Source organism: Nonomuraea sp. NPDC049655 (assembly GCF_044465465.1).
GTDB lineage: Bacteria > Actinomycetota > Actinomycetes > Streptosporangiales > Streptosporangiaceae > Nonomuraea.
Map to the genome: position 1 here is coordinate 399804 of NZ_JBITLS010000007.1, position 13295 is coordinate 413098.

13 protein-coding genes are annotated in these 13295 nt (G+C 71.6%); 3 read left to right on the forward strand and 10 right to left on the reverse strand.

Annotated features, from left to right (window positions below; translation table 11 throughout):
* Window positions 1-115 precede the first annotated feature (115 nt).
* Complete coding sequence (locus ACIBQ6_RS24640; protein WP_397214682.1) at window positions 116-1042, reverse strand: bifunctional riboflavin kinase/FAD synthetase; 927 nt, start codon at window positions 1040-1042, stop codon at window positions 116-118.
* A gap of 102 nt (window positions 1043-1144) precedes the next feature.
* On the opposite strand from ACIBQ6_RS24640, the gene ACIBQ6_RS24645 reads away from it, so the two are divergent.
* Window positions 1145-2164 (forward strand): SAM-dependent methyltransferase, encoded by a 1020-nt coding sequence (locus ACIBQ6_RS24645; RefSeq protein ID WP_358298424.1) that lies wholly within the window; start codon window positions 1145-1147, stop codon window positions 2162-2164.
* A gap of 55 nt (window positions 2165-2219) precedes the next feature.
* On the opposite strand, the gene truB is transcribed toward ACIBQ6_RS24645, so the two are convergent.
* From truB to rimP, 8 genes are all read right to left on the reverse strand, one after another.
* Window positions 2220-3092, reverse strand: coding sequence for a tRNA pseudouridine(55) synthase TruB (truB, locus tag ACIBQ6_RS24650; protein WP_397214684.1), 873 nt, complete (start codon window positions 3090-3092; stop codon window positions 2220-2222).
* Entirely contained in the window at window positions 3074-4111 is a 1038-nt protein-coding gene (locus tag ACIBQ6_RS24655; RefSeq protein ID WP_364340294.1) for a bifunctional oligoribonuclease/PAP phosphatase NrnA, read from the reverse strand. The genes truB and ACIBQ6_RS24655 overlap by 19 nt, the downstream gene beginning before the upstream one ends.
* Complete coding sequence (gene rbfA, locus ACIBQ6_RS24660) at window positions 4108-4548, reverse strand: 30S ribosome-binding factor RbfA (protein ID WP_358298430.1); 441 nt, start codon at window positions 4546-4548, stop codon at window positions 4108-4110. Before rbfA ends, ACIBQ6_RS24655 begins: the two co-directional genes overlap by 4 nt.
* 39 nt (window positions 4549-4587) lie before the next feature.
* The gene (locus ACIBQ6_RS24665) at window positions 4588-4884 is read right to left on the reverse strand and encodes a DUF503 domain-containing protein (RefSeq protein WP_352320823.1); all 297 of its coding nucleotides are present in this window, start codon (window positions 4882-4884) and stop codon (window positions 4588-4590) included.
* Between the two features lie 120 nt (window positions 4885-5004).
* Complete coding sequence (gene infB, locus ACIBQ6_RS24670) at window positions 5005-8127, reverse strand: translation initiation factor IF-2 (protein WP_358298432.1); 3123 nt, start codon at window positions 8125-8127, stop codon at window positions 5005-5007.
* Between the two features lie 125 nt (window positions 8128-8252).
* The gene (locus tag ACIBQ6_RS24675) at window positions 8253-8552 is read right to left on the reverse strand and encodes a YlxR family protein (RefSeq protein ID WP_352365338.1); all 300 of its coding nucleotides are present in this window, start codon (window positions 8550-8552) and stop codon (window positions 8253-8255) included.
* Window positions 8536-9540, reverse strand: a complete 1005-nt coding sequence (gene nusA, locus ACIBQ6_RS24680; protein WP_397160885.1) for a transcription termination factor NusA — start codon at window positions 9538-9540, stop codon at window positions 8536-8538. The genes ACIBQ6_RS24675 and nusA overlap by 17 nt, the downstream gene beginning before the upstream one ends.
* A 12-nt stretch (window positions 9541-9552) precedes the next feature.
* On the reverse strand, window positions 9553-10047 hold the full coding sequence (rimP, locus tag ACIBQ6_RS24685) for a ribosome maturation factor RimP (RefSeq protein WP_358298436.1): 495 nt from the start codon (window positions 10045-10047) through the stop codon (window positions 9553-9555).
* A gap of 284 nt (window positions 10048-10331) precedes the next feature.
* Between rimP and ACIBQ6_RS24690 the strand changes: the two genes are divergently transcribed.
* Window positions 10332-10847, forward strand: coding sequence for a hypothetical protein (locus ACIBQ6_RS24690; protein WP_397214687.1), 516 nt, complete (start codon window positions 10332-10334; stop codon window positions 10845-10847).
* 37 nt (window positions 10848-10884) lie between these two features.
* Window positions 10885-11361 (forward strand): ferritin-like domain-containing protein, encoded by a 477-nt coding sequence (locus ACIBQ6_RS24695; RefSeq protein ID WP_397214689.1) that lies wholly within the window; start codon window positions 10885-10887, stop codon window positions 11359-11361.
* A gap of 137 nt (window positions 11362-11498) precedes the next feature.
* Here the strand turns inward: ACIBQ6_RS24695 and ACIBQ6_RS24700 are convergent, their stop codons facing one another.
* Complete coding sequence (locus tag ACIBQ6_RS24700; protein WP_397214691.1) at window positions 11499-13241, reverse strand: proline--tRNA ligase; 1743 nt, start codon at window positions 13239-13241, stop codon at window positions 11499-11501.
* Window positions 13242-13295: the final 54 nt, after the last annotated feature.

A 13295-nucleotide genomic window follows, 5' to 3' on the forward strand; every position in this document is an offset into this window, starting at 1 on the left:
TGAAGGCCGTCATGGGCAGCGCAGCAGCGCCACCGTTACAGAGCCGACATGCAAGGTTACCATCGGAGTCAAGCGTTTCGCGCCCGCGAACGTCCCGCGCCCGCCGCGGCCGGTGTCACGACGTGATGCGGCGGGCGGCGTCGACGTCGGCGTGGATCTGGTCGATCAGCGCCTCGATCGACTCGAAGCGGGTGTTGCCCCTCAGCCGGGCGGCGAACTCCACCGCCACGTGCACCCCGTAGAGCTCCAGGTCGTCGCGGTCGAGCGCGTACGCCTCCACGGTACGCGGCACGCCCTCGAACGTCGGGTTCGTGCCCACCGAGATCGCCGCCGGCCACCGCTCGCCCTCGTACGGCGCGGGCAGGTTGGCCACCGGGACGCACTCCAGCCACCCCGCGTAGACCCCGTCGGCCGGGATGGCCGTCTGCTGCGGCGTCTCGACGTTGGCGGTCGGGAAGCCGAGCTGCCGCCCCCGCTGGTAGCCGCGCACCACCACGCCCTCCACCCGATGGGGACGGCCCAGCTCGGCCGCGGCGCCCTCGACGTCACCGGCGACGATCAGCTCGCGCGCGGAGGTCGAGGAGACGCCGTCGAGCAGGGGCACCACCTCGACCTCGAAGTCGTACTTGTCGCCCAGCGTGCGCAGCGTCTCGACGTCGCCGGCGGCGTGGTGCCCGAACGTGAAGTCCGCACCCACCACGACCACCGCCGCCCCGAGGCGCTCGCTCAGCACGCCCTGGGCGAAGTCGTCGGGGCTCGTCCTGGACAGGTCGAGGGTGAACTCCACCACCTCGACGTCGTCGATGCCCAGCTCGGACAGCAGCTCGGCGCGCCGCTTGAGCGTGGTCAGCCGCGCCCGCCGGGTGCCCGGCCGCACCACCTCGTCGGGATGCGGCTCGAACGTGACCGCCACGCTGCGCGCCCCCCGCTCACGGGCCAGCTCGACCGTCCGCTCGATCACCTTGCGATGCCCGCGATGGACCCCGTCGTACACGCCGATGGTCACCACAGACCTTCTCGAACCCCGCACGCTAGGCCCCATTCGTTCGTGGCAGATCAATCCGACACAAGCCTGCCATGCACCTCCCGCTCACCTCCAATCGAGGGGCGGAGCGCGGTATTCCCGCAAGTAGGATGAGCCATCATGCCTCGATACGCGCTCCTGATCCTGCCCGCCTTCAACCGGGTCTACGGCGAGAGCTCCCCACGTCTGACCAGGGGCGAGCTGGCCGTCTTCAGCGACCACGCCATCGAGAACACCGTGCTGGACAGCGCGGAGACCACCATCGGCGGCGTCCCGTACATCACGTTCGAGACCGCCGAGCCGCTCTCCGAGCCCGACGTCGCGCTGCTGTCCAACCTGTCCTCCGTCTACGCGGTCTTCGGCGTCGAGGGCGACCTGCTGCGCCCGCTGGCCATGCGCCCCCTCGACCGGCTGAGCAGCGACCTGCTGACCATCCAGAAATACGCCGGCAAGACCAACGAGCACTTCACCAAGCTGCTGCTCAACGTCACCGTGCTCGCCTCCGACCGGCCCATGTCCGGCAGGTTGTCGGTGTTCGACCCGATGTGCGGCCGCGGCACCACCCTCAACCAGGCCCTCATGTACGGCTACGACGCCTACGGCCTCGACGTCGACGGCAAGGACTTCGAGGCGTACACGACGTTCATCAAGACCTGGCTGCGCAACAAGCGGCTCAAGCACACCGCCGAAACCGTGCCGGTGCGGCGGGCGCGGGCGCTGGTGGGGCGGCGGCTCAACGTCACGTTCGGGCTGTCGAAGGAGGCCGTCAAGGCGGGCGACGTGCAGCAGCTGGCCGTGGTCAACGCCGACACGCTCAAGAGCCGCGAGTTCTTCAAGCCCCGCACGTTCGACGTCGTCGTGACCGACGCCCCCTACGGCGTCCAGCACGGCAGCAAGGGCGGCGGCGGCCTGTCCCGCAGCCCGCTGGAGCTGCTGCGGCAGGCCGTGCCGGTCTGGGCCGAGCTGCTGCGCCCCGGCGGCGCGATGGGCATCTCCTGGAACACCTACGGCGGCAAGAGCGCCGAGCTGGCCGCGATCCTCGCCGGCGCGGGCCTGGAGGTCATGGACTACCCCGACTTCGAGCACTGGGTCGACCAGGCGATCGTCCGCGACATCCTGGTCGCCCGCAAACCCGCCTGACGAGCGAAGGCCGCGGCTCAGCCCGTCAACCCGCCTGACGAGCGAAGGCCGTGGCTCAGCCCGCGAACACGGCCAGGGGCTTGGCGATCCGGCCCTGCTCCTCCACCAGCGCCAGCAGCTCGCCCTCCGGCCCGAACACGCCGATCGGCCCGGCCCCGAGCCCGGCCGCGGGCAGCCGGCCGCCGTGGCCGATCACGCGCGCCTCCTCGGCGGTCACGTCCCGGCGCGGGAACGCCGCCGACACCGCCTCGCCGATGGGCAGCACCACGCACTCCTCGGCGAGCTGGTCGATGCTGCGGGCCAGCGACAGGTCGTAGGGGCCGACCCGGGTCCGGCGCAGGCTCGTCAGGTGGCCGCCGACGCCGAGCGCGGCCCCCAGGTCCCGGGCCAGGGCCCGGATGTAGGTGCCGCTGGAGCAGGTGACGACCGCGTCGACGTCCACGACGTCGCCGACGGCCCTGATGTCGAGCACGTCGAAGCCGTACACGGTGACGGGCCGGGCCGCGAGCGCGACCTCCTCGCCCGCGCGGGCCATCTTGTACGCCCGCTGCCCGTTGACCTTGATGGCGCTGACCTGCGGCGGCACCTGCATGATGGCGCCGGTGAGCGCCTCGACGCCCTTGTGCACCTCGGCCGCGCCCACCTCCGCCGCCGACGCCGTGGCGACGGTCTCGCCCTCGGCGTCGTCGGTGTTGGTCGACACGCCCAGCCGGATCGTGGCCTCGTAGACCTTCTCGGTCAGCGCCAGGTGCCCGAGCAGCCGGGTCGCCTTCTCCACCCCGATCACCAGCACGCCCGTGGCCATCGGATCGAGCGTGCCGGCGTGCCCGACGCGGCGGGTGCCCGCGATGCGCCGCATCTTGGCCACCACGTCGTGCGAGGTCCACTCGCCCGGCTTGTCGACGATGATCAGACCGCTCTCGGCCATCCAGCCTTCCCCAGCTCTCGTCTGAACTTGGCCATGGTCTCCTCCACGCTGTCGTAGGAGGTGAACCCGGCCGCGTTGTGATGCCCGCCGCCGCCCAGCGCGGCGCACACGGCCGCCACGTCGACCCCGCCCTTGGACCTGGTCGACACCTGCCAGTCGCCGTGGTCGTCCTCCTTGAGCACGACCGCGATCTCGGCCTCGTCGGTACGGCGGACGATGTCGATCATGCCCTCGATCTCCGAGTACGGCAGCCCGTACGCGGCCCGATCGACCCGCGGCACGTACGTCCAGACCATCGAGCCCTCCAGCTGCACCCGGTCGAGCGCCCTGGCCAGCACCTTGAGGTAGCCGAACGGCGAGCGGTCCCACAGCTCGCGGGCGATCTCGTCGGTGTGCAGGCCCGTGGCCACCAGCCGGGACGCCATCCGGTGCACGGCCGGCGTGGTGGAGGCGTAGCGGAAGGAGCCCGTGTCGGTCACCAGGCCGGTGTACAGGCAGGTGGCGATGTCCCGGTCGAGGCTGCCGCCGAGCCGGTAGATGAGCTGCTCGGCCAGCATGGCCGTGGCCGCCGCCCGCGGGTCGATGAGGCTGTGCGTGCCGAACCCGGCGTTGGACGGGTGGTGGTCGATCACGATGACCTCCTCCGCCCTGGCCGCGTTGGGGCTGAGCAGGCCCAGCCGCTCGAACGTGGAGGAGTCGAAGGTGATCATCAACGCCGGGGCCTCGGGATAGTCGGCCGGCGGGCACAACATCTCCTGCCCCGGCAGGAACCGCAGGATCCGCGGGACCGCGAAGTACTGGTCACCGAAGGAGGCCACGACCCGCTTGCCGATCGAGCGCAGCACGTAACCGACGGCCAGCATCGAGCCGAGCGCGTCGCCGTCGGGCGACACGTGACAGGCCAGGGCGACCTCGTCGACCTGGCCGATGAGCTGGACCGCGCGCTCCCAGGCGGCCTCGGGGATGTCCGTGGCCTCCTGGGAGGGCTGCTCGGCTCGGGCGCGCACGTGCGACGTCACGCCTGGTCGTCCTCACCCTCATCGGGCTTCTTGTAGGGGTCGGCCTCGCCGGCGTAGGCCGCGCCCTCGGCCCGGCGCGCCACCTCGGCGTCCCGCGCCCTGGCGGCGTTGATCAGGTCGTCGAGCTGGCGGGCGCTGTCGGGCAGCGGGTCGTGCCGGAACGTCAGCGTCGGGGTGAAGCGCACGCCGGTCTGGCGGCCCACCTCGGCGCGGATGATGCCCTTGGCACTCTCCAGGGCGGCCGCGGTGTCGGACCGCTCCGCGTCGGAGCCGAACACTGTGTAGAACACCGTCGCGTCACGCAGGTCAGCCGTGATCCGCGTGTCGGTCACGGTGACGAAGCCCAGGCGCGGGTCCTTGATCCGGCGCTCCAGCATCTCGGCGACGATCTGCTGGATGCGGTCGGCGAGCTTGCTCGCTCGTGCGGCATCCACCATGTTCGCTCCCCCTCACGCACGACCTGGCCGTGCTGTCGTTCAATCTTCGTCGTTGTAGAGGCGCTGTCTGGCTGACAGCAACTCGATCTCAGGGCGGAAGGCCACCATCCGCTCGCAGGCGTCCATCACCTCTTTGCAGTTACCCGCGGAGGCGGAGATCACCGCGACGCCCACCTCGCACCTGCGATGCAGGTCAAGATGGCCGGTCTCGGCCACCGCGATGGACGGGTAACGTCGCTGCAGCTCGGCGATCAGAGGACGGACGACAGAGCGCTTCTGCTTCAGCGAACGCACGTCGCCGAGCAGGATGTCCAGGGTCAGAGCACCCACATACATCGTGTGAAACCACCGCTTGGCCTGGTGGGGTGGAAGCACGACCGGCCCGCTGCGGTGGGAAGGGGGCCCGGGCGTGCGAGAGGCGCCCGGCGGAGGTTCCGCCGGGCGCCCGGCCGCGGGTCAGACCCGCGGCTTCTCCCGCATCTCGAACGTCTCGATCGTGTCGTCGATCCGGATGTCGTTGTAACCGACACCGATGCCGCACTCGAAGCCCTCGCGGACCTCGGTGGCGTCATCCTTGAAGCGACGCAGGGACGAGACGGTCAGGTTGTCGGCGATGACGACGCCATCGCGGATCACCCTGGCCTTGCTGTTGCGGACGATCGTGCCGGAGCGGACCAGCGAACCGGCGACGTTGCCGATCTTCGGCACCTTGAAGACCTCGCGGACTTCTGCGGTGCCCATCTGGACCTCTTCGAACTCGGGCTTGAGCATGCCCTTGAGCGCCGCTTCGATCTCCTCGATCGCCTGGTAGATGACCGAGTAGTAGCGGATGTCGACGCCCTCGCGCTCGGCCAGGTCGCGCGCCCGAGGCTCGGGGCGGACGTTGAAGCCGATGATGACCGCGTTGTCGTCGGCGACGGCCAGGTTGACGTCGTACTCGGTGATGGCGCCGACCGCGCGGTGCAGGACACGGAGCCTGACCTCGTCGCCGACGTCGATCTTGAGCAGGGCGTCTTCCAGGGCCTCCACCGAACCGGACACGTCACCCTTGATGATGAGCTTGAGCTCGTCGACGCGACCCTTCTCAAGGTCGCTGAACAGCTCTTCGAGGGTGCGGCGACGGCTCGACTTCGCCATGTCGGCGCTGCGCTTGCGCGCCGCGCGCTGCTGGGCGATCTGGCGGGCCATCCGGTCGTCGGTGACGACGATGAAGTTGTCACCGGCGCTCGGCACGGCCGTCAGACCCATGACCAGGACCGGACGGGACGGCGTGGCCTCCTCGACCGGGTCGCCGTTGTCGTCGAGCATCGCGCGGACGCGGCCGAAGGCCTCGCCACACACGATCGAGTCGCCCACGCGCAGCGTGCCGCGCTGGACCAGGACGGTCGCGACGGGGCCGCGGCCCTTGTCGAGGTGCGCCTCGATCGCGATGCCCTGGGCGTCCATCGTCGGGTTGGCCCGCAGGTCGAGCTCGGCGTCGGCGGTGAGCAGGATCGCCTCGAGGAGGTTGTCGATGCCCGTGCCGTTCTTCGCCGAGATGTCGACGAAGAGGGTCGAGCCGCCGTACTCCTCGGCGACCAGGCCGTACTCGGTGAGCTGGGCGCGGACCTTGTTGGGGTCGGCACCCTCCTTGTCGACCTTGTTCACCGCGACCACGACCGGCACGTCGGCCGCCTGGGCGTGGTTGAGCGCCTCGATCGTCTGCGGCTTCACACCGTCGTCGGCCGCGACCACCAGCACCGCGATGTCGGTGGACTTGGCGCCTCGGGCACGCATGGCGGTGAACGCCTCGTGACCCGGGGTGTCGATGAAGGTGACCTTGCGGTCTTCGCCCTCGTGCGTCGTGGCGACCTGGTAGGCACCGATGTGCTGGGTGATGCCACCGGCCTCGCGCGCCACCACGTTGGTCTTACGGATGGCGTCGAGCAGCTTGGTCTTACCGTGGTCGACGTGACCCATGACGGTCACGACCGGCGGACGCGCGGCGAGGTCGCCCTCGTCGCCCTCGTCCTCGCCGAACTCGATGTCGAAGGCCTCGAGAAGCTCGCGGTCCTCCTCCTCCGGGCTGACGACCTGGATGTTGTAGTCGAGCTCGGCGCCGAGGAGCTGCAACGTCTCCTCGTTGACCGACTGGGTCGCGGTCACCATCTCGCCGAGGTGCAGCATGATCTGCACGAGCGAGGCGGGGTTCGCGCCGATGCGGTCGGCGAAGTCGGACAGCGACGCGCCGCGCGGCAGGCGGATCGTCGCGCCGTTGCCGCGAGCGACCTGCACACCGCCGATCGCCGGCGCCGACATGTTGTCGAACTCCTGGCGCCTCTGACGCTTGCTCTTACGACCACGCGCGGGACGGCCGCCGGGACGCCCGAACGCACCCGCCGTGCCACCGCCGCGGCCACGGCCACCGCCACCCGGACGACCGCCGAAGCCACCGCCGCCACCACCGGGACCACCGGTGCCGGTACGGGGACCTGCGCCGCCGCCACCGGGACGACCGGCGAAGCCGCCGCCGCCGCCGGGACGACCGCCGCCACCGCCGGGACGGCCACCGCCGCCACCGCCGCCGGGACGACCGCCACCGCCGCCGCCACCGGGACGCGGGCCACCGCCCGGACCGGCAGGACGACCCTGCGGCATCATCATCGGGTTGGGACGCGGCCCACCCGGACGCGGACCACCGGCGCCGGGACCCGGACGCGGACCGGCCGCACCGGGCGGACCGGGACGCGGACCCGCAGGACGCGGACCGGCCTCGCCGCCGCCACCGGGACGCGGCGGACGCGGCATCGCGCCGTCACGCGGCGGACCCTCACGACGCTCGCGCTGACCGGGGCCACCGCCGTCGCGGTTGCCGCCGGGACGCGGCGGACGCGACTGGCCCATGCCGCTGGCGTTGGACGAGAACGGGTTGTTACCCGGACGCGGGCCACGCGGACCCGGCTTGGGACCGGGACCAGGACGCGGGCCGCCGCCTGCGGGCGCACCCGGACGCGGAGCCTGCTGCTGACCGCCGCCGCCACCGCCGGAAGGCTGCCCGGGACGAGGCGCCGGACCGGGCTTGGGACCCGGACGGGCGGCGGGACCCGGACGCGGCCCCGGAGTCGGACGGGCGGGCGCGCCGGAACCGGCCGCGCTCTCGAAGCGGGCCTGCGGAGCCCCGGAGGTCTCGCCGCGCGCAGCCTCGGGCTGCTGCTGCGGCTGGTGGGGCATCGGCACCGGCGGACGCGGCTGCGCGCCGCCCGCGGGAGCCGCGGGGCCGGGCCGCGGCCCTGGCCTCGGAGCCGGACCCGGACGCGGAGGAGTAGGGGTCGGCGCCTCCGCGGCGCCGTTGCCGGCCTGGTGTTCTGCCGGACGGGGCGCAGCCTTGGGCGGCTGCGGCCTGTTGGACGACGAACCGCCGCCCCTGGAGGGCCCACCCTTCGATGCGCCCAGAGCTTCGGTGAGCCTGCGGACCACCGGCGCCTCGATGGTCGAGGACGCCGAACGGACGAACTCCCCCATCTCTTGGAGCTTGGCCATGACGACCTTGCTCTCTACGCCGAACTCCTTAGCGAGCTCGTATACCCGGACCTTCGCCACTGCACTCCCTTACTCGGCCCGGGAGGCTGGCTGTGCCGTCCGGACCGTCGTTAACTTGACGTCTTCATCGCCGCGTGCTCATCAGGCGCTCATAGCAATCTGACTCCGCCCATCAACTCGGCGTCCTACATGACATTTCGTGATTCCTCCTCCAGGTGTGCCCGCACTCGCGAGACGTCAAGCGGCCCCGGCACGCGGAACGCGCGCGGGAACGCTCGGCGACGCTCGGCAAGCTCCAGACAGCTCAAGGACGGATGCAGCGATGCACCGCGGCCAGAAAGCCGTCCTCGCAGATCAGGGACCAGATGGTCCTCGATCCGCACCAGGCGGAGCAGCTCGGACTTAGCCGTGCGAACCCTGCAGCCCACACAGGTGCGCTGTGGGGCCGCGTGGCCACCATATTCCAGCTTACCGTGTTGACGCATCTACGGAACCGGCGGCATCCTCGGCTTGTGTGTCAGGCCGGATGTCAATGCGCCATCCGGTGAGCCTGGCGGCAAGCCGGGCGTTCTGCCCTTCCTTGCCGATGGCCAGCGAAAGCTGGTAGTCGGGGACCGTCACCCGTGCGACCCGTCCTTCGAGATCGAGAACCTCGACATGGGAAACACGGGCCGGCGACAGCGCATTCCCGACGAACTCGCCCGGATCCTCGGACCAGTCGATGATGTCGATCTTCTCGCCGTGCAGCTCGGCCATCACGCTGCGGACGCGCGAGCCCATCGGGCCGATGCAGGCGCCCTTGGCGTTGACGCCCGGCTTGCGCGACCGGACCGCGATCTTCGTGCGGTGGCCGGCCTCGCGGGCCACCGCGGTGATCTCCACGGTGCCGTCGGCGATCTCGGGCACCTCCAGCGCGAAGAGCTTCTTGACCAGGCCGGGGTGGGTGCGCGACAGCGTCACCGACGGCCCCTTGTGGCCCTTCTTCACCTGCACCACGTAGGCGCGGATGCGCTCGCCGTGCACGTAGTCCTCGCCCGGGACCTGCTCGGCGTGCGGCAGCACGGCCTCGATCTTGCCGAGGTCGACCAGCACCACGCGCGGGTCCTTGCCCTGCTGGATCACGCCCGAGACCAGCTCGCCCTCGCGGCTGGCGAACTCGCCGAAGTTGATCTCGTCCTCGGCGTCGCGGAGCTGCTGCAGGATGACCTGCTTGGCGGTGGTCGCGGCGATCCGGCTGAAGTTGCCCGGAGTGTCGTCGAACTCCCTGACGACGTCGCCCTCGTCGTCGAGCTCGGCCGCCCAGATCGTGACGTGGCCGCTGCCGCGGTCGAGCTGGGCGCGCGCCTTGGGCGCCGCGCCCTCGGTGCGGAAGTAGGCGATCAGCAGCGCGTCCTCGATCGCCTTGACGACCAGGTCGAAGGAGATGTCCTTCTCCCGCTCCAGGCTGCGCAGGACGCTCATGTCGATGTCCACGAGGCTTCCCCCTTAGCCTTCGTCGCCGTCGACGTCGTCGGTGTCGTCGATCCGGCGGAACTCCACCTGCACCCGGCCTCGGGTCAGGTCCTGGTAATCGAGCCGGCGGGCGGAGCCGGCGACGTCGAGGTCGACGCCGCTCTCGTCCGCCGCCAGAACGCGGCCCTCCACCACGGTGCCGTCTCTCATCTCGGCCTTCACCAGCCGCTTGGCGGCACGGCGCCAGTGGCGCGGCTCGGTGAGCGGGCGGTCGACGCCCGGAGAGGAGACCTCAAGGGTGTACGCGGCCTGCCCCATCACGTCGTCCTCGTCGAGCGCCGTGGAGACGGCCTGGCTCACGTCGGCGATGTCGTCGAGGCTCACGCCGCCGTCGCGATCGACGATCACGCGCAGCAACCGCCTCTTGCCCGCCTGGGTGACGGTGACGTCCTCCAGATCGAGGCCCTCCGCGCCGACCACGGGCTCCAGGAGCTTCATCAGGTGGTCGCGGGATGATGCGCTGCCCATATCGACCTCCCCTATTGTCATGTCTCAGCCGGGCGGACCTCGCCACTGGCTCTCCGCCGTCTGGCTGCGCAGCCAGCGACGACAGTTGACACCCTATCTGTACGGAGGCACGGAGAGAGCGCCACTCGTCGTGGTCGAGTGGCGGAGCGTCGCCTGACGGCGTTCCCGGGCACCAGCCCGTACGATGCTATCTGCGTCCGCAGTCACCTGGAGCCGTCGCCGTCGGCGCCCCGGTCACTGGGGTCCCTCGTCACCGGGTCCGTAGTCACCGGAGGTCCAAGCCCGTGCGCCCGCGTCACCTCTCCAGGCGAGCCGTGCTGGCGGGCGGAGCGGCCGCCCTGACGGCCTGCAGCGCCTCGGGTCCCGCCGGGCCCGCGACCCCGGCGCCCGACTCTCCCGAGACCGTCCTGCTGCGGCAGGTGGTCGCCGACAAGGAGCGCACGGTCGCCCTCTACTCGGCGCTGATCGCGGACGGCGCCGACTCTCTGGAGCCCTTCCGCGCCCGGCACCAGACGCACCTGGCGGAGCTGCGCAAATACCTGCCCGCCGGGCCGCCGCCCGCCTCGCCGCCCGTCTCGTCGCCGGCTGTCTCCGCGCCCGCCTCGCCGGGCGCGGCGCCCAGTGCCACGCCGTCGAAGTCCCCCAAGCCCACGCTGTCACGGCTGCGGGACGTGGAGCGCCGGGCCGCGGCGCAGCGGCCCCGTCAGCTCGCCGGTCTGTCCCCCGGCGTGGCCCAGCTCCTCGCCAGCATCGGGGCGTGCGAGGCGGTCCACGCCGTGTCGCTGCCCAAGTCGTCGTGAACGGGATCGTGATGAACAGGATCGTGGTGGCAGCGTCGTGACGGCCGGGGACGACGTCGAGAAGCTGCGCAAGGCTCTGGCCGCCGAGCACGCCGCCGTGTTCGCCTACGGGCTCCTGGGGGCGCGTACGGGCGGCTCCCTGCGGGACCTGACCGGCGCCGCGTACGAGGCCCACCGGGCCCGCCGCGACCAGCTCCGCAATCTGATCATCGGCCGCGGGGGCCGCCCGAACGAGTCGGAGCCCTCCTACGCGCTGCCGTACGTGCCCACGGGCGCCGCGCAGGCCGCCCGGCTGGCCGTGCAGCTGGAGAACGGCATCACGGCCGCCTACCTGGAGCTGGCCGCCGCCGCGGACCCGGCGCTGCGCAAGTACGCCGCCCTGGCCATGCAGGAGTCGGCGACCCGCGCCTACGCCTTCCAGCCGGCACCGCCCGCGGCCTTCCCCGGCATGCCGGGCAGCACCCCGCCTCCGACGCCGCCTCCCACGCCGGCACCGTCCCGCTCCGGCGGCTGACGACACCACGCCCGGCCCGGCACCACGGCCCCCCATCACGGGCCCGGACAGCGGTCCCGGCCCCATCACGGGAGCCGGGACAACGGACCAGTCCCATCACCGGAGCCGGACAGCCACCCGGCCCGCGGGGGTGTGGGTCAGCGGCAGGCGGCCAGGATGCGGGTGGCGGCCTCGGCGAGGGGGATCTCCTCCTTGACGCCGGTCACCCGGTCGCGCAGCTCGATGACGCCCTGCGACAGCCCGCGCCCGATCACCACGATCGTGGGCACGCCCAGCAGCTCGGCGTCCTTGAACTTGACGCCCGGCGAGACCTGGGCGCGGTCGTCGACGAGCACCCGCAGCCCCTGCGCCTCCAGCTCGCCGGCCAGCTCAAGGGCGGCCTGGACCTGGTTCTCCTTGCCGGTGCCGACGATGTGCACGTCGGCGGGCGCGACCTCGCGCGGCCACACCAGGCCGAGCTGGTCGTGGGCCTGCTCGGCGATGACGGCCACGGCCCGCGAGACGCCGATGCCGTAGGAGCCCATGGTGATGCGGACGGGCTTGCCGTCGGGGCCGAGGGCGTCGAGACCGGCGGCGTCGGCGTACTTGCGGCCGAGCTGGAAGATGTGGCCGATCTCGATGCCGCGGTCGATGGACAGCGGGGAGCCGCAGCGGGGGCAGGGGTCGCCGGCGCGCACCTCGGCGGCCTCGATCGTGCCGTCGGGGACGAAGTCGCGCCCGGCGACCACGTCGGCGGCGTGCTTGCCGGGCTCGTTGGCGCCGGTGACCCAGGAGCTGCCGGTGACGACGCGGGGGTCGACGAGGTAGCGGATGCCGAGCTCGCGCAGGATCTGCGGGCCGATGTAGCCGCGGACGAGCCCGGGGTGGGCGGCGAAGTCGGCGGCCTCGAAGATGGCGGGCTCGCCGGGCGCGAGCGCGGCCTCCAGGCGCTTGAAGTCGACCTCGCGGTCGCCGGGCACGCCGATGATCAGCGTCTCGACCTTGTCGGAGCCGGGGGTGGTGACCTTGACGACGACGTTCTTCAGCGTGTCGGCGGCGGTGACGGACAGGCCGTGGCGCTCGTTGACGTAGGACACCAGGGACTCGATGGTCGGGGTGTCGGGCGTGTCGAGGACCCGCATCGGCGCGGCGCCGTCGAGGTCGCGGGCGGGCGGCGCGGTGGTGGTGACGGCCTCGGCGTTGGCCGCGTAGCCGCAGGAGTGGCAGGCCACGAACGTGTCCTCGCCGGTGGGGGTCGGCGCCAGGAACTCCTCGGAGGCCGAGCCGCCCATCGCGCCCGAGGTGGCGAACACGATCTTGTACTCGATGCCGAGCCGCTCGAACGTGCGGATGTAGGTCTCGCGGTGCTGCTCGTAGGAGCGCTTGAGACCGTCGTCGTCGAGGTCGAAGGAGTAGGAGTCCTTCATGAGGAACTCGCGGCCGCGCAGGATGCCGGCCCGGGGCCTGGCTTCGTCGCGGTATTTGGTCTGGATCTGGTAGAGCGTGACCGGGTAGTCCTTGTACGAGGAGTATTCGCCCTTGACCATGTCGGTGAAGAGCTCCTCGTGCGTGGGGCCGAGGAGGTAGTCGGCGCCCTTGCGGTCCTGGAGCCGGAACAGGGTGTCGCCGTATTCGGTCCAGCGGCCGGTGGCCTCGTAGTACTCGCGGGGCAGCAGGGCGGGGAAGAGCACCTCCTGGCCGCCCATCCGGTTCATCTCCTCGCGGACGATCCTGGTGACGTTCTCCAGCACCAGCTTGCCGAGGGGCAGCCACGAGTAGATGCCGGGGGCCACGCGGCGGACGTAGCCGGCGCGGACGAGGAGCTTGTGGCTCGGCACTTCCGCGTCTGCCGGGTCGTCCCGCAGGGTGCGAAGAAACAACGACGACATGCGCAGCAACACGGCTACTCCTTGCTCGGGCCTGGATCTGAAGGATTACAGGCTATCGACTCGGGG